This window comes from Pseudomonas sp. MF6755, from assembly GCF_016405635.1.
In the GTDB taxonomy this organism is placed as follows: Bacteria; Pseudomonadota; Gammaproteobacteria; order Pseudomonadales; family Pseudomonadaceae; genus Aquipseudomonas; species Aquipseudomonas haemolytica.
Genome location: NZ_JAEKDA010000017.1, coordinates 84,564 through 109,063 on the forward strand (window position 1 = coordinate 84,564; position 24,500 = coordinate 109,063).

Here is a 24,500-nt window from a genome sequence, read left to right on the forward strand (position 1 = left end):
AAACTCAGATAAGTTGAAAGCCAGCGAGTAAAAACGGGAACCCTCCCGCCCGATACTTGTCCCCGGTTCCCATGTCACCCCCCACCCCGCAAATCCCTTAATTTTCCAAGCCTGCCGGAAGCCCCTCCTGGCCCCCGGCTGCGCCCGCTATTTTTTCCTGGGCGCCCAGCACTGCCGATCCAAGCGGCAACTGAATACGGACATTCTCTTCAACCGTGATATATCAGGCAGGTTACCCCATGCAGTTCAGCGACTTACTGGCAGCGATCTCCACTCACGCGATCCGTCTGCAAACTGAAGAAGGCGACCTGATCATCCTCGGCGATGACGAAGCCTTGGATGACACGCTCTGGGACCAATTGATCGCGCACAAACCCCGGCTGCTCCAGCTGGTCGCCGAGCATGGCGGTGACTGGCTGAGCCCGGCCTATCGCATCACCCCGGACATGTTGCCGCTGGTCAACCTCGACCAGCCAGCCATCGACCGTATTGTCGCGGCGATCCCCGGCGGTGCGGCGAATGTGCAGGACATCTATCCCTTGGCGCCGCTCCAGGAAGGCATGCTCTACCACCACCTTTCGGCGGCGCAGGGCGACCCCTATGTGCTGCACGCACAGTTCGTGTTCGACAGCCGTTCACGCCTCGACGCTTTCGCCCAGGCGCTGCAATGGGTGATAGACCGCCACGATATCCTGCGCACTTCCATGGTGTGGGAACGCCTCGACGAACCCCTGCAAGTGGTGTGGCGCAAGGCCCGATTGGCCTGCGAAGAAGCCCGCTTCGACAGCGGCGACCGTCTCGCCCAGTTACTCGCCCGCTATGACGCCCGCACCTACCGCATGGACCTGGGCCAGGCACCGCTGCTGCGTTTGGTGTTCGCAGACGACCCGGCCAACCAGCGCGTGGTGGCGATGCTGCTGTTCCACCACACCATCCTCGATCACACCGCCCTGGACCTGGTGCGCCATGAAATCCAGCGCTACCTGGCCGGTGAGCAAGCCCAGGCCGCTGCGCCGGTGGCGTTTCGCAGCTACATCGCCCAGGTGCGCCATGGGGTCAGCGAGCAGGCCCATGAGGCGTTCTTCCGCGACATGCTCGCGGATGTCGATGAACCGACCTTACCCTTCGGCCTGCAGGATGTGCAGGGCGACGGCCAGGGCATCGACGAAGCGCGCATTCCCGTCGACAACAGCCTCAGTCGCCGCCTGCGCAGCTTGGCGCGGCCGCTGGGAGTGAGCGTGGCAAGCCTGATGCACCTCGCCTTGGCGCGGGTGTTGGGCGTGGTCTCCGGTCGTGAGACGGTGGTGTTCGGCACCGTGATGCTCGGCCGCATGGGCGCAGGCGAGGGCGGTGAACGGGCCTTGGGCATGTTCATCAACACGTTGCCGCTGCGGGTGGATGTTGGCGGGCAAGGCGTGCGCGCCGCCGTCAAGGTCACCCACGAACGCCTCACCCGTTTGCTCGATCACGAGCATGCCTCCCTGGCGCTCGCCCAGCGTTGCAGTGGCGTGGCGGCCCCCACGCCGCTGTTCAGCGCGATGCTCAACTATCGCCACAGTGCCGCCACCGACATGGCGGCGGTGATCGAGGTCGCCGAAGGCATCCAGGTGCTGGGCGCCGAGGAGCGCACCAATTACCCGCTGACGGTCAACGTCGATGACCTGGGGGAAGACTTTGCCCTGACGGTGATGGTCGATGCGTCCATCGACGCGCAACGGGTCGCCGGCTACCTGCATACGGCCCTGGAAAGCCTGGCCGACGCCCTTGAGCAGCGACCGGATATGCCGCTGCGCGGCCTTAACATCCTGCCGGAGGCTGAACGCCACACCCTGCTGCACACCCTGAACTACTGCGCCACGCACTACGCCGACACCGCGCTGATCCACCAGCAAGTCGAAACTCACGCCGCCGCCCAGCCCGAAGCCATTGCGGTGCGCTTTGAGCAGCAACGCCTCACGTACCGCCAACTCAACGAACGCGCCAACCAGGTCGCCCATGCGCTGCTGGTCCAGGGCGTGGCGCCGGACAGTCGCGTGGCGATCTGCGTGGAGCGTGGCCCGCAGATGATCATCGGCCTGCTCGGCATTCTCAAGGCCGGCGCCGGCTACGTGCCGATTGATCCGGCTTACCCGCAGGAACGCATTGCCTACACCCTGGCCGACAGCCAACCCGTGGCCGTGCTGGTGCAGGCCAACACCCGGCATCTGGTCGGTGAGCTGGCGCAGGTAGACCTGGACAACCTCGGCCAGGCGTCCATCCTCAACCCACGCTTGCACCTGAGCCCGGCCAACCTTGCCTATGTGATCTACACCTCCGGCTCCACCGGCCAACCCAAGGGCGTGATGATCGAACACCGCCAGGTGGCGCGCCTGTTCAGCGCCACCCGGCAGTGGTTCGGGTTCAACCAGCATGATGTGTGGGCGCTGTTCCATTCCTTCGCCTTCGATTTTTCCGTGTGGGAAATCTGGGGCGCGCTGATGCACGGCGGCCAGTTGCTGATCGTGCCGCAACTGGTCAGCCGCTCGCCGGATGAGTGTTACGCGCTGCTTTGCGACGCCGAGGTGAGCATTCTCAACCAGACGCCGAGCGCGTTCCGTCAATTGATCGCCGCCCAGGGCCACAGCGCTCAGTCGCACTCGCTGCGCCAGGTGATTTTCGGCGGTGAAGCCCTCGAACCGGGCATGCTCAAGCCGTGGTACGCGCGGGCGGTGAACGCCGGTACGCAGCTGGTGAACATGTACGGCATCACCGAAACCACCGTGCATGTGACCTATCGTGCGCTACAGGCGGCGGATGCCCAATTGGTTGGGGTCAGCCCGATTGGCGTGCGCATTCCCGACTTGCAGCTCTACGTATTGGATGAACAGCGCGAGCCCCTGCCGCTGGGTGTGGTCGGCGAGTTGTACGTGGGCGGCGCCGGGGTGGCGCGCGGTTACCTGAACCGCGAGGCACTCAACGCCGAACGCTTCCTCGCTGACCCGGCCACCGGCCTGCGCATGTACAAGACCGGCGACCTCGGGCGCCTGTTGGCCGATGGCAGCGTCGAGTACCTGGGGCGTAACGATGACCAGGTCAAGATCCGCGGTTTCCGGATCGAGCTGGGTGAAATCCAAGCACACCTGGCCAGCGCCAGCGGCGTGCGCGATGCGGTGGTGATTGCCCGTGAAGATGTGCCGGGTGACAAGCGCCTGGTGGCCTACGTGATCACCGAGGGTGAACCCAGCGTCGCCGCCTTGCGCGACCATTTGCTGCTGAGCCTGGCCGAGCACATGGTGCCCAGCGCCTTCGTGCGCCTGGATAAGCTGCCGCTGACCACCAACGGCAAGCTCGACCGCAAGGCCTTGCCCGCCCCGGATGCCGACGCCTTGGCCCGGCGCGCTTATGCGCCGCCCCAGGGCGCGGTGGAAAACGCCATCGCCACGATCTGGCAGGAGCTGCTCAAGCTCGAACACGTGGGCCGCGACGATAACTTCTTCGAGCTGGGCGGGCATTCACTGCTGGCGGTCAAGCTGATCGAGCGCATGCGCCAGGTCGAGCTCAGCGCCGACGTGCGCGTATTGTTCGGCCAACCCACGTTGGCGGCCCTCGCGGCGGCGGTGGGCGGGCAACGGGAGGTACAGGTCCCGGCCAATCTGATTGAAGAACACAGTGAGCAGATCACGCCGGGCATGCTGCCGCTGGTCGAACTGGACCAGGCGGCCATCGATCACATCATCCAGGCCGTGCCCGGTGGCGTGGCCAACGTGCAGGACATCTACGGTCTTGCCCCGTTGCAGGCCGGCATTCTCTACCATCACCTGGCAACCACCGACGGCGACCCCTACGTGTTGCAGGTGCAGTTGCGTTTCAACGACCAAGGCGCCGTGGATGGTTTTATCCAGGCGTTGCACAGCGTGATCGAGCGCAACGATATCCTGCGCACCGCTATCCTCTGGGAGGGCCTGGAGGAGCCGGTGCAAGTGGTGTTGCGCCAGGCGCCGCTGGCCGTCGAGCGCATGGACAGTCAGGGCACCGATGCCCTGGCGCACCTGCAACAGCGCTTCGACCCACGCCACTATCGCCTGGACCTGTCCCGTGCCTCGCTGATGCGCCTGGCCTATGCCGAAAAGGCGGGCGGCTTCGTCGGCATCCTGCTACTGCACCACATCCTGCTCGACCATACGGCGCTGCAAGTGCTGGTCGAAGAAATGAGCGCCAGCCTGAGCGGCAACCGTGCGCAACTGCCTGACGCGGTGCAGTACCGCAATTACGTGGCCCAGGCGCGTCTGGGGCTCAGCCAGGCGCAGCACGAAGCCTTCTTCAGCGAGATGCTCGGTGATATCGACGAGCCGACGCTGGCTTTCGGCTTGCAGGACGTGAATGGCGACGGCAGCGGCATCCATGAAGCCCGCTTGCCGCTGGAACCGGCGCTCAATCTGGGCCTGCGTGAACAGGCGCGGCAACTGGGCGTGAGCACCGCGAGCCTGGTGCACTTGGCCTGGGCGCAGGTGCTGGGCCAAGTGTCAGGCCAGCAGGAGGTGGTGTTCGGCACCGTGCTGCTGGGGCGCATGCAGGGCGGCGAGGGCGCCGACCGTGCGCTGGGGATGTTCATCAATACCTTGCCGCTGCGGGTCAGCCTGGGGGCCGTCGGCGTACAAGCCGGTGTGCGCGCCACCCATGCACGCCTGGCGCAACTGCTCGGTCACGAGCATGCCTCGCTGTCCCTGGCCCAACGGTGCAGCGGTGTACCGGGCTCGCTGCCGTTGTTCAGCACCTTGCTCAACTACCGCCACAGCGCGCTGGATGAAGCGCCGGGGGATAGTCCCTTTGTCGCGTTCGGTATCCAGATCCTCAGCTCCGAAGAGCGCAGCAACTACCCGCTGGTGCTCAATGTCGATGACCTTGGCACAGGCTTCACCCTTACCGTGCAAGGCGTCGCCGAGCTGGATGTGCAACGGGTGGGCGACTATATGCTTACCGCGCTGCGCAACTTGGTGAGCGCGCTGCAACAAGCGCCGACCACCGCGTTGCACAAGGTCTCGATTGTGCCGCCCGCCGAGCGCCGGCAACTGCTGCAGGGCTTCAATGCCAGCGCCCGTGAATACCCGTCGCAGCTCACCGTCGCCCAATTGTTCGAAGCCCAGGTACTGGCTCGGCCTGAGGCGATAGCGCTGGTGCACGGCCAACGGAGCCTGAGCTACCGCGACCTCAATCGCCGCGCCAATCGCTTGGCCCATCACTTGATCAGTCGTGGCGTGCAGCCGGGTGAACCGGTGGCCCTGGCGCTGCCGCGCTCCATCGACCTGATCGTCAGCCAATTAGCCGTGCTCAAGTGCGCGGCCGTGTACGTGCCGCTGGACGTCAACGCGCCGCTCGAGCGCCGGACCTTCATGGTGCAGGACAGCGGCGCCCGCCAAGTGCTCGAAAACCTGGCCGAGCTGGACCTGGAGGATCTGCCGGCGGATAACCCCGGGCTGACCCAATCCGCGCAGGACGTGGCGTACATCATGTACACATCTGGTTCCACCGGCACGCCCAAGGGGGTGTTGGTGCCCCATCGCGGTATCACGCGCCTGGTGATCAATAACGGCTATGCCGATTTCAATGCCAGCGACCGTGTGGCCTTTGCTTCCAACCCGGCGTTCGACGCCAGCACCATGGATGTGTGGGGCGCGCTGCTCAATGGCGGGCAAGTGCAGGTGATCGACCACGCCACCTTGCTCGACCCGTTGGCATTCGGTGCCGAGCTCCAGGGCGCGACGGTGCTGTTCGTCACCACCGCGCTGTTCAACCAGTACGTGCAACTGATCCCCGCGGCCCTGGCCGGCCTACGCATCCTGCTGTGCGGCGGTGAGCGTGCCGACCCGGCGGCGTTCGGCAGCTTGTTGGCGCGGGCACCGGCGCTGCGCCTGGTGCATTGCTACGGGCCGACCGAAACCACCACCTACGCGACTACCTATGAAGTGCGCGAAGTCGGCACGGATACGGACAGCGTGCCGGTGGGGCGCCCCATCTCCAACACGCAGATCTATGTACTCGATGCGCAGTTGCAACCGGTACCGCTGGGCATCACCGGTGAAATCTGCATCGGTGGCGATGGCGTCGCCAAGGGCTATTTGAATCGCCCGGAGTTGACTGCTGAAAAGTTCGTCAGCAACCCCTTTGTCGAGCAGCCGGGGGCGTTGATGTACCGCACCGGTGACTTGGGACGTTGGTCGGTGGACGGCCTGCTGGAATGCCTGGGACGCAATGACGACCAAGTGAAGATCCGTGGCTTCCGCATCGAACTGGGTGAGATCGAGTCGCGCCTGGCCAACTGCCCGGGTATCCAAGAGGTCGCCGTGCTGGCCAGGGAAGACGTGCCGGGGGACAAACGCCTGGTGGCCTATTTCACCTGGGCCGATACAGACTTGGGTATTGACCAGGTACACGCCTACCTGCAAGGCCAACTGCCGGACTATATGCTGCCGTCGGCCTATATGCCGTTGGCAAGCCTGCCCTTGACCAACAACGGCAAGCTCGATCGCAAAGCCTTGCCGATACCGGACCAGGCGGCCTTGCTAAGCCGCGGCTACGAAGCCCCCCAAGGCGAGGTAGAAACCCTGCTGGCGCAGATCTGGCAGGACGTGCTCAAGCTCGAACGCGTCGGGCGTCACGATCATTTCTTTGAACTGGGCGGGCATTCGTTGCTGGCGGTGAGCCTGATCGAACGCATGCGCCAAGTGGGCCTGAGTGCGGATGTGCGGGTGTTGTTCAGCCAGCCGAGCCTGGCGGCGTTAGCGGCAGCCGTTGGCAGCGGCAGAGAAATCGTGGTGCCCGCCAATGGCATCCCCGCAGGTTGCACACAGATCACGCCGTCGATGCTGAGCCTGGTGCAACTAGCCCCGGATGCCATCGCGCGTATCGTCGCCAACGTGCCGGGTGGCGCGGCGAATGTGCAGGACATCTACCCGCTGGCGCCTTTGCAGGAAGGCATTCTCTACCACCATATCAGTGCCGAGCAGGGCGACCCGTACCTGCTGCAATCGCGCATGGCATTTGACAGCCTCGAACGTTTGCACGGGTTCATGGGCGCGCTGCAACAGGTGGTGGCGCGTCACGATATCTTGCGCACAGGCGTGGTCTGGGAGGGGCTGGACAGCCCGGTACAAGTGGTGTGGCGCGAGGCCCGGCTGGTCGTGCAGGAGGTGCATCTGGACCCGGCCGACGGTGGCATCATCGAACAACTGCATGCACGCTTCGATGCCCGGCACTACCGTCTGGACATCACCCAGGCACCATTGCTGCGCATGGTCTATGCCCAAGACCCGGTGCTTGACCGAGTCGCGGCGATCCTGTTGTTCCACCACCTGGCGTTGGACCATACTGCCATGGAAGTCGTGGGTCAGGAGATGCGTGCCTGCATGCTCGACCAGGCGAGTGCCTTGCCCGAGGCAGCGCCGTTTCGCAACTACGTGGCTCAGGCGCGACTGGGCGTCAGTGTGGCCGAGCATGAGCAATTCTTCCGCGAGATGCTCGCCGATGTCGATGAGCCAACCTTGCCGTTCGGCCTGCAGGATGTGCAGGGTGATGGCCGCGCTATCGAAGAGGCCGGGTTGCAACTGGGTACCGAGCTGGCACAGCGGGTACGCCAGCAGGCACGACAACTGGGTGTCAGCGCCGCCAGCCTGATGCACCTGGCCTGGGCCCAGGTATTGGGGCTGGTGTCCGGCCGCGATGACGTGGTGTTCGGCACGGTATTGATGGGCCGTATGCAAGCTGGCGACGGCGCGGACCGGGCGCTGGGGATGTTCATCAACACCTTGCCGCTGCGGGTCGATGTGGCGGCCGCTGCCACGGCGGCGGTCAAGGCGACCCACGCACGCTTGAGCGCCTTGCTCGGCCATGAACATGCCTCGTTGGCCCTGGCCCAGCGCTGCAGCGGTGTGCCGACCAGCACGCCATTGTTCAGCGCCTTGCTCAATTACCGCCACAGCAACCCCGGCGAAATGGCGCGTGACGGCCATGGCATCTGGGAAGGCGTGCAACTGCTCGGTGGTGAGGAACGCAGCAACTACCCGCTGACCCTGAGTGTGGATGACCTGGGCGCAGGCTTCGGCCTGAGCGTGCTGGCGCTGCCGCAGATCGGTGCACAACGCCTGTGTGATTACATGCACAGTGCCGTGGCACAGCTGGTCGCGACCTTGGAGAGTGCCCCGCACCACGCCCTCAACCAACTGCCCATCCTGCCAACCGCCGAGCGCGAAACCCTGCTGCGCGAATTCAACGCCACGGCCCATGATTTCCCCCGTGGCCAGACCGTCCACGGCGCGTTTGAGGTGCAGGCCGAGCGCCAACCCCACGCGATTGCCGTACAGCAAGGCAGCGATGTACTGACCTATCAGCAACTCAATCAACGTGCCAACCAGTTGGCCCACCACCTGCTCGAACTCGGCGTGCAGCCGGATGACCGCGTGGCGCTGTGCTGCCGTCGCGGCCCGCAGATGCTGGTGGGGCTGCTGGGCATTCTCAAGGCCGGCGCGGGCTATGTGCCGATTGATCCGGCGTACCCCGCCGAGCGTATCGCCTACCTGTTGCAGGATAGCGCCCCGGTGGCGGTACTGGCCGAGACCAGCACCCGTGACCTGCTGGGGCCGGTGGCGATGGTCGACTTGCATGACCCCCGTTGGCAGCACCACGCCGTCAGCAATCCGCAGGTAGCCACGCTGACCCCGGCGCACCTGGCCTACGTGATCTACACCTCCGGCTCCACCGGCCAGCCCAAGGGCGTGATGGTGGAACACCGCACGGTGGAAAACCTCGTTCACTGGCATTGCGAAGCCTTTGGCCTGAATGCTGTGAGCCACACCAGCAGCGTCGCCGGTTTTGGTTTTGATGCGATGGCCTGGGAAACCTGGCCGGCCTTGTGCATCGGCGCGACCCTGCATCTGCCGCCCGCCGAAGTGGGCAATGAAAACCTCGATGAACTGTTGGCCTGGTGGCTGGCGCAGCCGCTGGATGTGAGCTTCCTGCCCACGCCAGTGGCCGAATACGCGTTCAGCCAGCCGTTGCAACACCCGACCCTGCGCATCCTGCTGATCGGCGGTGACCGCCTGCGTCAGTTCACCCAGGAGCGGCGCTTTGCGGTGATCAACAACTACGGCCCCACCGAAGCCACGGTGGTCGCTACTTCCGGTCGCGTGCGCGCCTGGCAGGCGTTGCATATCGGCAGGCCCATCGCCAATGCCACCAGCTACGTACTGGATGCACAACAGCGCCCGGTGCCGGTGGGCGTGACCGGTGAGCTGTATGTGGGCGGCAGCGGCGTGGCGCGGGGTTACTTGAATCGCCCGGACCTGACTGCCGAACGCTTTCTGCAAGACCCGTTTAACGAAGGACGCATGTACCGCACGGGCGACCTGGTGCGCTGGTTGCCCGATGGCAACCTCGAGTACCTGGGCCGCAACGATGACCAGGTGAAAGTGCGCGGTGTGCGCGTGGAACTGGGCGAAATCGAAAGCCGCCTCGCCGCACTCGATGGCGTCGAGCAAGCCGTGGTGCTGGTGCGCGAAGGCCGCCTGCTGGCCTGGTTCACCGAGCAGCGAACGCTGGATATCCAGGCGTTGCGTGCACAACTGCATGCTCAGCTTCCCGATGCGCTGGTGCCGGTCGCCTACATGCGACTCGACCTGCTGCCCCTGACCGCCAACGGCAAGCTGGACCGCAAGGCGCTGCCGGATCCCGACCAGTGCGCCTTGCTCAGTCGCGATTACCAAGCCCCGCAAGGCGAAGTCGAAACCGCCCTGGCGCGCATCTGGGCCGAGGTATTGCAGGTGCAGCAGGTGGGTCGCCATGACCACTTCTTCGAGCTGGGCGGCCATTCATTGCTGGCCGTCAGCCTGATCGAACGCATGCGCCAGGCCGGCCTCAGCGCTGATGTGCGCGTATTGTTCAGCCAGCCGACCCTGGCCGCGCTGGCGGCCGCCGTCGGCAGTGGCCGCGAAGTGCAGGTGCCGGCCAACCGCATCAGTGCCGACTGCCAACGCATCACCCCGGACATGCTGTCCCTGGTCACGCTGGATCAATCGACCATCGACCAAGCGGTCGCCCAGGTGCCCGGCGGCGCCGCCAACGTACAGGATATCTACCCGCTGGCGCCGCTGCAGGAAGGCATTTTCTACCACTACCTCACTGCCGAGCAGGGCGACCCGTACCTGCTGCAATCGCACCTGGCGTTTGACAGTGTGGAGCGCCTGCAAGCCGTTGTCCGGGCGCTGCAACAGGTGATCGACCGCCATGACATCCTGCGTACCGCAGTGGTGTGGGAAGGCCTGGCGCAACCGCTGCAAGTGGTGTGGCGCAAGGCTGCATTGAGTGTGCAGGAGCTGCATCTGCAAGGCGACGTACTCGCCGGCCTGCATGAGCGGTTTGACGCGCGACGCTATCGCCTGCCGGTCAGCCAGGCGCCGCTGATCCGCCTGATGTACGCCCAGGACCCAACCCACCAACGCGTGGTGGCGGTGTTGCTCTACCACCATATTGCCCTGGACCACACCGCGTTCGATGTGGTGCTGCGCGAGATGCAGGGCTACCTGCTGGGCCACGGCGTGCCCACCGCCGCGCCGATGCCGTATCGCAACTATGTGGCCCAGGCGCGGTTGGGCGTCAGTGAGCAGGAACATGAAGCGTTCTTCCGCGCCATGCTCGCTGATGTCGATGAACCTACGCTGCCGTTCGGTTTGCAGGATGTACGTGGCGACGGGTTCGATATCCAGGAACACAGCCTGCGCCTGGACAGCGACCTCAACCGTCGGCTGCGCGCCCAGGCGCGCCTGTTGGGCGTCAGTACCGCCAGCCTGTTTCACCTGGCCTGGGGGCAGGTGCTGGCGGCCACTTCGGGCCACCAGCGGGTGGTGTTCGGCACCGTGCTGGTCGGCCGCATGCAAGGCGGCGAGGGCGCTGATCGGGCGCTGGGGGTGTTTATCAATACCTTGCCATTGCGCCTGGACATCGATGACCAGGGCGCCCGCGCCGCCGTGCGCGCCACCCATGCGCGGCTTACTGAGTTGCTTGGCCATGAGCACGCCTCCCTGGCCCTGGCCCAGCGTTGCAGCGGCGTGGCGGCACCGGCGCCGTTGTTCAGCTCGATGCTCAACTATCGCCATCGCGGCGCCGCCACCCGTTCGCCGGATGCGCATCTGGCGTGGGAAGGCATGCAGACCCTGGTCAATGACGGGCGCACCAACTACCCGCTGACCTTGAATGTAGACGACCTGGGCGACGGCTACGCGATCACCGCGTTGGCCCAGGTGGATGCGCAGCGGGTCTGCGGGTATATGCAGACCGCGTTGTCCGGTTTGGTCGAAGCGTTGGAGCAAGCACCCAGCCATGGGTTGAATCGCTTGCCGGTCATGGGCCCCGAGGAGCGCCATAAACTGCTGGTCGAGTTCAACGCCACCGCAGTGGGCTACAACCTCGACCAGACCCTGCACAGCCTGTTCGAAGCCCAGGTACTGCGCACGCCACAGGCCGTGGCGGTGAAGGCGGGCGAGCACTCGTTGAGCTACCTGCAGCTCAACGAGCGCGCCAACCGCCTGGCCCATCACCTGCGGGAGATGGGCGTGCAGCCCGACTCGCGGGTGGGGATCTGCGTGGAGCGCGGCCTGGACATGGTCATCGGCCTGTTGGCCATCCTCAAGGCCGGCGGCGGTTATGTGCCGCTGGACCCGGCCTACCCGCAAGAGCGCCTCGCCTACATGCTGCAAGACAGCGCGCCGGTGGTGGTGCTGGCCCAAGGCGCTACCCGTGCCTTGTTGGGTGACGTGGCGCTGATCGATCTCGACCACAGCACCTGGCACCAGCAGCCGGCCACCAACCCACACGTGCCGGGCCTCACCGCCCGGCACCAGGCCTACGTGATCTACACCTCCGGTTCCACCGGCCAGCCCAAGGGCGTGATCAACGAACATGCCGGGGTGGTCAACCGCCTGTTGTGGATGCAGGACGCCTATGGCCTCCAAGCCGACGACGCGGTGTTGCAGAAAACCCCGTTCAGCTTCGACGTGTCGGTGTGGGAGTTCTTCTGGCCGCTGTTCACCGGCGCACGCCTGGTGATGGCGCGCCCGGGTGGGCACAAGGAGCCGGCGTACCTGTGCGAGGTGATCGAAGCAGAACAGATCACCACCTTGCACTTCGTGCCGTCGATGCTCGATGTGTTCCTCGCCCACGGCGATGTCAGCCAGGCGGCCGGCCTTGTGCGGGTGATGTGCAGCGGTGAGGCGTTGCCGGGCAGCCTGGTGCGCCGCTTCAAGCAGCAACTGCCGGGCATTGGTTTGTACAACCTGTATGGCCCCACCGAAGCGGCGGTGGACGTGACCGCGTGGAACTGCGCACGCCCGGACGTGCCGGACAACACGCCCATCGGCAAGCCGATTGCCAACACGCGCCTCTACGTACTGGATGGGCAGTTGCAGCCGGTGCCCCTGGGCGTGGTCGGTGAGTTGTTTATCGGCGGTGTGCAAGTGGCGCGGGGTTACCTGAACCGTCCTGAGTTGACGGCCGAACGCTTCCTCGATGACCCCTTCAGCCCAGGGCGCATGTACCGCACCGGTGACGTGGGCCGCTATTTGCCCGACGGCACTATCGAGTATCTGGGACGCAACGATGATCAGGTCAAGATCCGTGGCCTGCGCATCGAACTGGGGGAAATCCAGGCGCGGCTGGTCGAGCATCCGGCAGTCAAGGAAGCGGTGGTAGTGGCTCGCGAAGAACGGCTGGTCGCCTACTACACCGGCGTACCGACCGACATCGAGAGCTTGCGCGCCCAGCTGTTGCAACACCTGCCGGACTTCATGGTGCCAGCGCTGTTCGTGCACCTGGACGCATTGCCACTGAGCCCCAACGGCAAGCTCGACCGCAAGGCCCTGCCCGCACCGGGCATGGACGCGCTGAGGGTGCGTGAGTACGAGGCGCCCGAAGGTGATACCGAGATTCTGCTGGCCCGGCTCTGGGCCGAGCTACTCAAAGTGGAGCGGGTAGGCCGGCATGACAATTTCTTTGAATTGGGCGGGCACTCGCTGCTGGCCGTGAGCTTGATCGGGCGCCTGCGCCAGGAAGGCATGGAAGCCGATGTGCGGGCGTTGTTCGAACAACCGACCCTGGCCGGCTATGCCGCAATGACCGAACGAATGGAGATCGTCCTGTGAGCCTCTTCGAGCTGTTGGCAACCCTGAAAACCAAGGACGTGCAACTGGCGCTCAAGGGCGAACAGTTGGCGGTAAACGGCAACAAGCAAGCTCTGAGCGACCCGGCGATATTGGCCGCCTTGCGCGAACACAAACCGGCGCTGATCGAGTTGATCAAGGCCGGTGAATACTTGGCGACCAAGGCTGGCGATGTGGCGGTGCCGGCCAATGGCATTCCGGCCGGGGCTGAACGCATCACCCCACAGATGTTGACCCTCTCGAGCCTGAGCCAGGACGAGATTGAACGGATCGTCGCCACCGTGCAGGGCGGTGTGGCGAATATCCAGGATATCTACCCGCTGGCGCCGCTGCAGGAAGGCATCCTGTTCCACCATGTCAGCGCCGAGCGAGGCGACCCCTACGTGATGCAGTCGCAGTTCGCCTTCGACTGCCTGGAACGTTTCGAGGCGTTCGCCCAGGCCCTGCAACGCGTCATGGACCGTCACGACATTTTGCGTACCGGGGTGGTCTGGGACGGCCTGGCACAACCCTCGCAAGTGGTGTGGCGCCAGGCATGCCTGCCGGTGCAAGTCTTGACGCTGGACCCGGCCGACGGCGAAATCGCCGGGCAACTGCATGACCTGTTTGATGCCCGCCACTATCGCCTCGACGTGACCCAGGCGCCGCTGCTGCGCCTGGTGCGTGCTGAAGACCCGGCCAACCAGCGCATCGTCGCCACCTTGTTGTTTCATCACATGGCTTTGGACCACAGCGCCCTGGAAGTGGTGTGCCATGAAATGCAGGCGTGCCTGTTGGGGCAGGGCGCCGCCCTGGGCCAGGCCGTGCCGTTTCGCAACTATGTGGCGCAGGCGCGGCTGGGCATCAGCGAGCGGGAGCATGAACGTTTCTTCCGGCAGATGCTCGGCGATATCAGTGAGCCGACCTTGCCGTTCGGGTTGCAGGACGTGCAGGGCGATGCCCGCGGCATTGCCGAAGTCAGCCTGCCGTTGGCGCCACAGCTTGCACGGCGTTTGCGGGTGCAGGCCCGCCAACTCGGCGTGAGCGCCGCCAGCCTGTTCCATATGGGCTGGGCCCAGGTGCTGGGCGTGTTGGCCGGCAAGGCCCAAGTGGTGTTCGGCACCGTATTGATGGGGCGCATGCAGGGCAGTCATGACACCGACCGCGCCCTGGGCATCTTCATCAACACCTTGCCGTTTCGCGTGGATGTGGACGCCCAGGACGTGCGCAGCGGCGTCAAGGCCACCCACGCACGCCTGACCACCTTGCTGCGCCATGAGCATGCAGCCCTGGCCCTGGCCCAGCGTTGCAGCGGCGTGATCGCGCCCACGCCGCTGTTCAGCGCGCTGCTCAACTACCGCCACAGCGCACCCGCCGCCAGTGCCGAGGCCGTGTCGGCCTGGCAGGGCATCGCCGCACTGCGCGCCGAGGAACGCACCAACTACCCGCTGACCCTGAGCGTGGACGACCTGGGCGAGGGCTTCGGCCTGAGCTTGCTGGCCAACACCCTGGTCGACCCTCAGCGCGTGTGTGCCTACCTGCAAACCGCGCTGGAAAACCTCGTCACCGCGCTGGAGCAAGCACCCCACACCGCGCTTAACCAGCTCTCGGTGGTGCCCGTCGCCGAACAGCGCCTGTTGCTGGAGCAGTTCAACACCACTCACGCGCTGTTTCCCCAAGGCACCACGCTGCATGGCCGCATCGAAGCCCAGGCGGCACTCACGCCGGATGCCATTGCCGCTGTGCACCAGGGCCGGCAACTGACCTACGCCGAACTCAACCAGCAAGCCAACCTGCTGGCCCATCACCTGCTGGCGTTGGGGGTCAAGCCCGATGACCGCGTGGCCATCGTTGCGCGGCGCGGCCTCGACACCCTGGCCGGCTTGCTGGCAACCCTCAAGGCCGGTGCCGGTTATGTGCCGGTGGACCCGTCCCACCCAGCCGAGCGGCTGCACTACTTGCTCAGCGACAGCGCGCCGGTGGCGGTGCTCACCCAACACGCCTTGCTGGGGCGCCTGCCCGAGCTTGACGTGCCGGTGATCAACCTCGACCGTTTCACCTGGCAGCACCATACGGCGAGCAACCCCAAGGTCGCCGTCGGCCCCAAGCACCTGGCATATGTGATCTACACCTCCGGCTCCACCGGCTTGCCCAAAGGCGTGATGGTGGAGCACCACACCGTTGCCAACCTGGTGGACTGGCATTGCAGCGTCTTCGATCTGCGTGCCGGGCGGCACACCGCCAGCGTCGCCGGTTTCGGCTTTGATGCGATGGCCTGGGAAGTGTGGCCGGCGCTGTGTGTGGGTGCCACCCTGCACCTGCCGCCGGCCCACGACGGCGCTGAAGATATCGATGCATTACTGGCCTGGTGGTGCGCGCAGCCATTGGACGTGAGCTTCCTGCCTACGCCGGTAGCCGAATACGCGTTCAGCCAGAACATTGAGCACCCGACCTTGCGCACCTTGCTGGTCGGCGGCGATCGCTTGCGCCAGTTCGGGCGGGCGCAGCGCTTTGAGCTGATCAACAACTATGGCCCCACCGAAGCCACGGTGGTGGCAACCTCCGGCAAGGTCGAGGCGGGCCAGCCGTTGCATATCGGCAAGCCCATCGCCAATGCCACGGTGTATGTGCTCGATGAACAGCAGCGTCCGGTGCCGCTGGGGGTGGCCGGCGAGCTGTACGTGGGCGGCAAGGGCGTGGCGCGCGGTTACCTGAACCGCCCGGAGCTGACCGCCGAGCGCTTTCTGCGCGACCCGTTCAACCCGGGGCGTATGTACCGTACCGGCGACTTGGTACGTTGGCTGCCGGACGGCACGCTCGACTATCTGGGCCGTAATGACGACCAAGTGAAAATCCGTGGCGTGCGTATCGAGCTGGGCGAGATCGAAACCCGGCTCAACCAATTGCCGGGCATCCTGGAGGCAGTGGTGCTCGTGCGTGAAGAACGGCTGGTGGCCTACTTCACTGAAAACCCGCAACTCGATGCGCTGACAGTGGCGCAGATCCGCGCTCATCTGGTGGCGCATTTGCCGGACTCCATGGTCCCCGTCGCCTTCATGAAACTCGACGCGCTGCCGCTGACCACCAATGGCAAGCTCGACCGCAAGGCCCTGCCGGCGCCGGACATGGCGGCGGTGTTTACCCGCGAATACGCCGCGCCCCAGGGCGAGATCGAAGGTGTGCTGGCGCAGATCTGGGCCGATGTGTTGCAGGTGGAACGGGTCGGGCGGCGTGACCATTTCTTTGAGTTGGGCGGGCACTCACTGCTGGCGATGCGCATGGTCTCCCAGGTTCGCCAGCGGCTGGGGGTCGAACTGGCGCTGGGCGACTTGTTTGCCAACGCCGAACTGGCGGCGGTCGCCGAGCTGCTGGCCCAGGCCGGGCGCAGCACCTTGCCGGATATCCTGCCGGCCAATCGCGATGACGACGTGCCGCTGTCGTTCGCCCAGCAACGCCTGTGGTTCCTGGCGTTGATGGAAGGTGCCAATACCGCCTACAACATTCCCATCGGCCTGCGTTTGCGTGGGCAGTTGCATGTGCAGGCGCTGCAACGGGCCTTGGCACGCATCGTCGCGCGGCATGAAACCCTGCGCAGCCGCTTTGCCCAGAATGGTGATCAGGCCCAGGTGCTGATCGTACCGGCCGAGGCGTTGCAGGCCCTGCAAGTGCAGGACCTGCGCCGCCACCCGCAACCCCAGCAAGCCCTGGACGCCTTGATCCATGGCGAAGCCTCGGCGCCGTTCGACCTTGAACGTGGCCCGTTGCTGCGCGGGCGCCTGGTGGTGATGGCCGACGATCACCATGTGCTGTTGCTGACCCTGCACCATATCGTCTCCGACGGCTGGTCCATGGGCGTGCTGACCCGCGAGCTGATGGCGCTGTACCAAGCCTTCAGCCACGGCCACGCCGACCCGCTGCCGCCCTTGCCGATCCAGTACGCCGACTTTGCCGTGTGGCAACGCCTGTGGTTGAGCGGCGAAGTGTTGCACCGCCAAAGCACCTATTGGCAGCAGGCCCTGGCCGGTGCGCCGGCGTTGCTGACCTTGCCCACCGACCGCCCGCGCCCGGCGCAGCAGGACTACGCCGGCAGCAGCGTCGAAGTGCGCCTGGATGAACGCCTCACGGCCGGGCTCAAGGCCTTGAGCCAACGCCATGGCAGCACGTTGTACATGACGTTGATGAGTGCCTGGGCCTCGCTGCTCGCGCGCCTGTCCGGCCAGCAGGACGTGGTGATCGGCACACCGGTGGCCAACCGCACGCGTACCGAGGTGGAAGGGCTGATCGGCCTGTTCGTCAACACCCTGGCGCTGCGTATCGACACCTCCGGCGAGCTGAGCACCGAGGTGTTGTTGGCGCGGGTCAAGGCGCTGACCCTGGCGGCCCAGGCCCATCAGGACCTGCCATTTGAGCAAGTGGTGGAAATCACCCGCCCGCCGCGCAGCCTGGCGCATAGCCCGCTGTTCCAGACGTTGCTGAGCTGGCAGGACAGCAGCGCGCCGACGCTGGCGCTGGGCGACCTGGCCCTGGAAGGCATTGTCGAGAACAGCCACTTTGCCAAGTTCGACCTGTCGTTGAACCTGGGGGAAGTGCAGGGCAGCATCCTCGGCGCGCTGGAATATGCCGTGGCGCTGTTCGATGAGTCGACAATGCAGCGTTACGTCGGCTACTTCACCCGCGTGTTGCAGGCCATGGTCGCTAACGACCAGGCGGTGCTGGAGCATGTGCCGCTGGTGGATGAGCACGAGCGTCAGCAATTGCTGGTCGATTTCAACGACACCGCCGTGGCTTACAACCTCGACCAGACCTTGCACGGGCTGTTTGAAGCCCAAGTACTGCGCACGCCAGATGCGACGGCCCTCACGGCCGGTGAACAGCAACTGACCTATGCCGAACTGAACGCCCGCGCCAACCAACTGGCCCATCACCTGCAAGCCCTCGGTGTGCAGCCGCAGGCGCGGGTGGCGATCTGCGTGGAGCGTGGCCTGGACATGGTCATCGGCCTGTACGCCATTCTCAAGGCTGGCGCCGCCTATGTGCCGGTCGACCCGGCGTACCCGTTGGAGCGTATCGCCTACATGCTGCAAGACAGCGCACCGACGCTGGTGCTAGCCCAAGGCAGCACCCTGGGTTTGCTGGGCGCAGTGCCGGTGATCGATCTGGATCAACCCACCTGGCAGCACCAGCCCACCGGCAACCTTGATGTGGCCAGCGTGGCCGCCTACGTGATCTACACCTCCGGTTCCACCGGCCAGCCCAAGGGCGTGATCAACGAACACCCTGGGGTGGTCAACCGCCTGCTGTGGATGCAGGACGAATACGGGCTCACTGCCGGCGATACGGTCTTGCAGAAAACCCCGTTCAGCTTCGACGTGTCGGTGTGGGAATTCTTCTGGCCATTGTTCACCGGTGCACGCCTGGTCATGGCGCGCCCTGGCGGGCATAAAGACCCTGAGTACCTGTGCCAGGTGATTGCGGCGGAGCGCGTCACCACCTTGCATTTCGTGCCGTCAATGCTCGATGTGTTCCTTGCCCATGGCGATGTCAGCCAGGCGGCCGGGCTGGTGCGGGTGATGTGCAGCGGCGAAGCCCTGCCGGGCAGCCTGGTGCGGCGCTTCAAGCAGCAACTGCCGGGCATCGGCTTGTACAACCTGTATGGCCCCACTGAAGCAGCGGTGGACGTGACCGCGTGGGACTGCGCAGGCCCTGACGTGCCGGACAACACGCCCATCGGCAAGCCGATTGCCAACACCCGCCTGTACGTGCTGGACGGGCAGTTGCAGCCAGTGCCGTTGGGGGTAGTGGGTGAATTGTTTATCGCCGGTGTGCAGGTGGCGCGGGGTTACCTGAACCGTGCCGATCTCACCGCCGAGCGTTTCCTCGATGACCCGTTCATGCCGGGGCGCATGTACCGCACCGGTGACCTGGGCCGCTATTTGCCGGACGGTACTATCGAATACCTAGGACGCAATGATGATCAGGTCAAGATTCGTGGCCTTCGCATCGAATTGGGAGAAATCCAGGCCCGCCTGAGCGAGCACCCAGCCGTCCAGGAAGCCGCGGTGATTGCCCGCGAGCAGCGCCTGATCGCTTACTACACCGGCACATCGACCGAAATTGAACATCTGCGCGCCCATCTGCTGCTGCACCTGCCGGAATTCATGGTGCCGGCCAGCTTCGTGCATTTGGACGCTTTACCCCTGAGCCCCAACGGCAAGCTCGACCGCAAGGCGTTGCCAGCGCCGGGCCTGGATGCCTTGGTGGTGCGCGAGTACGAGGCGCCCCAGGGCGATACGGAAATCACCCTGGCCGCGTTGTGGGCCGAGTTGCTCAACGTGGAGCGCGTGGGCCGCCACGATAACTTCTTCGAGCTGGGCGGCCACTCATTGTTGGCGGTCAGCCTGATGGGGCGTCTGCGCCGCCTGGGCTTGTCGGCGGATGTGAAGGTGCTGTTTGGTCAACCGACCTTGGCTGCGCTGGCAGCGGCCTTGGGTGGCGGGCGTGAAGTGGCGGTGCCGGCCAATGGCATTGCTGCCGACTGCGTGCAGATTACCCCGGACATGCTGGTGCTGATCGACCTGGACCAAGCCGCTATCGAGCGCATCGTTGCCAACATCCCCGGGGGCGCTGCGAATGTGCAGGACATCTACCCGCTGGCGCCGTTGCAGGCCGGCATGCTGTATCAGCATCGCGCCGTACAGGGCGGCGACGGCTATGTATTGCAGGCGCAGTTTGCCTTTGACAGCCGCATGCGCCTGGACGCTTTCGCCCGTGCATTGCAGGCGTTGATCCAGCGCCACGACATCCTGCGCTCATCCTTCCACTGGGACGGGCTGGAAGAACCGGTGCAGGTAGTGTGGCGGCACGCCTCGTTAAGCGTTGAAAACGGACCGCTGCCGTCACGCCTGGACCTCGGCCAGGCACCGTTGATGCGACTGGTGTACGCCGAGGAACCGCAGCGGGTGGTGGCGACGTTGCTGTTCCACCATCTGGTGATGGACCACATCGCCCTGGAGATTCTGCAGCGTGAAATGCAGGCGTTCCTGTTGGGCGCCGAGGGCACGTTGGCTGCGCCAGTGCCCTATCGCAACTACGTGGCCCAGACCCGTTTGGGCGCGGATGATCACGCGGCGTTTTTCCGTGAGATGCTCGCTGATATCGACGCACCGACCGAGGTTCCCCGTCTCGGCGCCGATGACCATGCGCAACTGAGCCTTGACCTGACGTTGAGCCGGCGCCTGCGCAGCCAGGCTCGCCAAGCGGGCGTCAGCGCCGCCAGCCTGATGCACTTGGCCTGGGCCCATGTGCTGGGTAAGGTCTGCGGCCGCCAACAGGTGGTATTCGGCACGGTGATGCTGGGTCGCCTGCAAGGCGGCGAAGGCGCCGAGCACGCCATGGGCGTGTTTATCAATACCTTGCCGCTGCGCGTCGACCTGGGTGAACGCTCGGTGTTGACGGCACTGCGCGCCACCCATGGGCGCCTGACCCAACTGCTCAGCCATGAACATGCGCCCCTGGCGTTGGCCCAGCGTTGCAGCGGCGTGCCAGTGGCGACGCCGTTGTTCAGCGTGTTGTTCAACTATCGCCACAGCGCAGCCCAGGCCGGTGGCGTGGCGGCGGCGTGGCAGGGTATCGAGTTGCTCAAGGCCGAGGAACACACCCATTACGGCGTGGCGGTAAGCGTGGATGACCTCGGTGAAGGCTTCAGCCTGACGGCCATGGGGCAGGGCGCCCGGCGTTTGTGCGGCTACCTGGAGATCGCGCTGACGCAACTGGTGCAGGCGCTGGAAGGCAACCGCGACATCGCCATCAGCCGTTTGCCGATCCTGCCTGAGGCTGAACGCCAGCAACTGCTTGAGGGCTTCAACGCCACCGCCCGCAGGTTCCCACATGAACATACCGTGCAGCGTTTGTTCGAAGCCCAGGCCCATGCACGCCCAGACGCCGTGGCGGTGGTGCACGGCGAGCAACGGCTTAGCTACGGCGAACTCAATAGCCGCGCCAACCGCCTGGCCCATCGTCTGCTCGACCTGGGGGTGCGCCCCGGCGACAACCTGGCGATCCTGCTGCCGCGTTCGCTGGAGTTGCTGGTCGGCCAACTGGCTATCCTCAAATGCGCCGCCGCCTATGTGCCGCTGGACATTCACGCACCGCCCGAACGTCAGGGCTTCATGTTGCAAGACAGTGGTGCGGCCTGGCTGTTGACCCGCAGCGATGCCGCCTTTGAAGGTGGGGCACGCCGCCTGGACCTGGACACCCTGGCCCTCGACCCGCAACCGAGCCACAACCCGGACTTGTCGCAGCCCTCGGACAGCGTGGCGTACATCATGTACACCTCCGGCTCCACCGGCACGCCCAAGGGGGTACTCGTGCCCCATCGCGGCATCACGCGCCTGGTGCTCAACAACGGCTATGCCGATTTCAATGCCAGCGACCGCGTGGCCTTCGCTTCCAACCCGGCGTTCGACGCCAGCACCATGGACGTCTGGGGGCCGTTGCTCAACGGCGGCCAGGTGCAGGTGATCGACCATGCAACCTTGCTCGACCCGGCGGCCTTCGGCGTGGCCTTGCAAGGCGCCACGGTGCTGTTCGTCACCACTGCGCTGTTCAACCAGTATGTGCAACTGATCCCCGAAGCCCTGGCCGGCTTGCGCATTCTGCTGTGCGGCGGCGAGCGTGCTGATCCGGCGGCGTTCCGCAGCCTGTTGGCGCAGGCACCGGCACTGCGCCTGGTGCATTGCTACGGGCCGACCGAAACCACCACCTATGCCACCACCTATGAAGTGCGCGAGGTCGGCACGGATACGGGCAGCGTGCCGGTGGGGCGACCCATCTCCAACACGCAGATCTATGTGCTCGATGCGCAGTTGCAACCGGTACCGCTGGGCATCACCGGTGAAATTTGCATCGGTGGCGAGGGCGTCGCCATCGGCTATTTGAATCGCCCTGAGCTGACCGCCGAAAAGTTCGTGCAAGACCCGTTCAACCCCGGCGCGTTGATGTACCGCACCGGCGACCTCGGGCGCTGGACGGCCGACGGATTGCTGGAGTGCATCGGGCGCAATGACGACCAAGTGAAGATCCGTGGTTTTCGCATCGAGCTGGGTGAGATCGAAGCCCGGCTGGCGACGTTCGGCCCCATCCAGGAAGCCGTGGTGCTGGCCCGTGAAGACGTGCCGGGGGACAAGCGCCTGGTGGCGTATTTCACCTGGGCGGGCGACCCCGTCGGCATCGAGCAGGTGCGTGCTTACCTGCACGCGCAATTGCCGGACTACATGGTGCCGTCCGCTTATGTGGCGCTTGAGCAACTGCCATTGACGGCCAATGGCAAGGTCGACCGTAAAGCCTTGCCGGTGCCTGCCTGGGAAGCCTCGGCCAGCGGTACGTTCGAAGCGCCGGCCGATGCCCTGGAGCAGACCCTGGCCCAGCTCTGGGGCGAGGTGTTGAAGCTCGATCAAGTGGGGCGGCATGACAGTTTCTTCGAACTGGGCGGGCATTCGCTGTTGGCGATTCGCCTGGTCAACCTGCTCGACGAGGCCGGGTTGCCGGTGGCGCTGGCCGAGTTGTTCCAGCACGCCAGCGTGGCCTCGGTCGCGGCGCTGCTGCGTCAGCGCGGCGATGCAGCGCTGCCTGACACAACGGTGATCACCGTGCGCAGTAGCGGCTCCCAGGCGCCGTTATTCCTGGTGCATGAGTTCAGCGGCCTGGACGTGTACTTCCCGGCGCTGGGCCAGCACCTGCCCGGCGATTATCCGATCTATGGCCTGCCAGGCCTGGCGCTTGGCGAGGCGCACCTGGACAGCATGGAGGGCTTGGCGGCGCGCATGGTCGGGTTGATCCGCGAGAGACAGCCTCACGGCCCGTACCGGGTAGCGGGCTGGTCCTTTGGTGGCGTGCTGGCCTATGAAATCGCCATGCAACTGCTGGGGCTGGATGAGGCCGTGGCATTCCTCGGCTTGATCGACAGCTACGTGCCGCGCATGACCGATCAGGGCAAGGCGCGCTGGAGCGGGCCGGATGCGCTCAAGCGGCATCTACTGTTGCAGTGCACGGCGTATTGGAATTCACAGGGAGGTGTGGATGAGCTGGCAAGCCTTGAACAACTGGAGGCACAGATTGGACAGCTGGACTTTGCGGCTCTGCTGCAACGCTGTCGCGATGAAGGTTTGCTATACGCGCAAATGGCGGCGGCGACGGACGCGGACCTGTTGAGCTTCATCCAGCGGGAAGTCGGGCATGGGCATGCGTTGGCCCACTACAGCCTGTTCCCGCTGCCGATTCCGGTGCACCTGTTCAGCGCCGAGCAACGTCCTACCGAGCTGTCGCGGCGCAGTGTGGCACTGGGTTGGGACGCTGCCTTGGCGCCTGGGCAACTGCGCCAGGTGCAAGTGCCGGGGGATCACCAGAGCATGATGCAGGCGCCGCATATCCAGGGGCTGGGCCGGGCGATGACGGTGGCGCTGGCGGCGAGTACGCCGGTCAGTTGCGCGGTGCATCAACCGTTGTTGCGTATCCAGAGTGGTCGCGTGGGGCATGCACCGGTGTTCTGCATACCGGGGGCCGGGGACAGCGTGACCGGGTTTGTGGGCTTGAGCGAAGCGCTGGGGCGTGACTGGCCGCTGTTTGGCTTGCAGCCACGCGGCCTGGATGGCGAGGCGGTGCCTCATAGCCAGGTTGAGGCGGCGGCGCAGTGTTATCTGGCGGCGTTGGAGCAGGAATGCCCGCACGGGCCGGTGCACCTGGTCGGGCATTCGTTTGGGGGCTGGATCGCGCTGGAGATGGCGCTGCGCTTGCAGGCGATGGGGCGTGAAGTGGGGTCGTTGACGGTGATCGACAGTGAGGCGCCGGGGCGTGGCGGCAAGCCGTACACGTCAACGGCGGCGTTGTTGCGGTTGATTGAGGCGATGCAGTTGGCGGCCGGGAAGTCGCTGGGGATTGATCCGCTTGATTTCGCCGGACGCGATGAAGTGGCGCAGCGACAGTGGTTGCATGCGGGGATGGTCGGTGTCGGCTTGATGCCGGCGCGTGCAGCTGTGGATGCGATGGATGGGCCGGCGCGCACTTATGCGGCGGCGTTGCGTACGGTTTATCGGCCGCAGGCGCGGTACAGCGGGGTGGTGCGGTTGGTGTTGGCGCAGGATCCGGCACTGGATGCGGCGGGGAACCAGCGTGAGCAGGGGTTGATGATCGAGGGGTGGCGGCGGCAGGGGAGTGGGTTGGAGGTTTGGTATGGCGGGGGGAATCATTTCACCTTGCTCAAGGAGCCGAATGTGTTGGGGTTGGCTAAGTGGTGGGTTGAAGGTGTTGGGGTTCGGGAGGTGGTTTCGTGAGTGGGGGCATATC

At 65.3% G+C, this 24,500-nt stretch carries 2 protein-coding genes; both read left to right on the plus strand.

Features of this window, described 5'->3' with window-relative positions:
• Positions 1 to 239 precede the first annotated feature (239 nt).
• Complete coding sequence (locus tag JFT66_RS22575) at positions 240 to 13,163, plus strand: non-ribosomal peptide synthetase (protein WP_198860189.1); 12,924 nt, start codon at positions 240 to 242, stop codon at positions 13,161 to 13,163.
• A complete protein-coding gene (locus tag JFT66_RS22580) occupies positions 13,160 to 24,487 on the plus strand; it encodes a non-ribosomal peptide synthetase (RefSeq protein WP_198860190.1) in 11,328 nt (3,775 codons plus the stop codon). The genes JFT66_RS22575 and JFT66_RS22580 overlap by 4 nt, the downstream gene beginning before the upstream one ends.
• Positions 24,488 to 24,500: the final 13 nt, after the last annotated feature.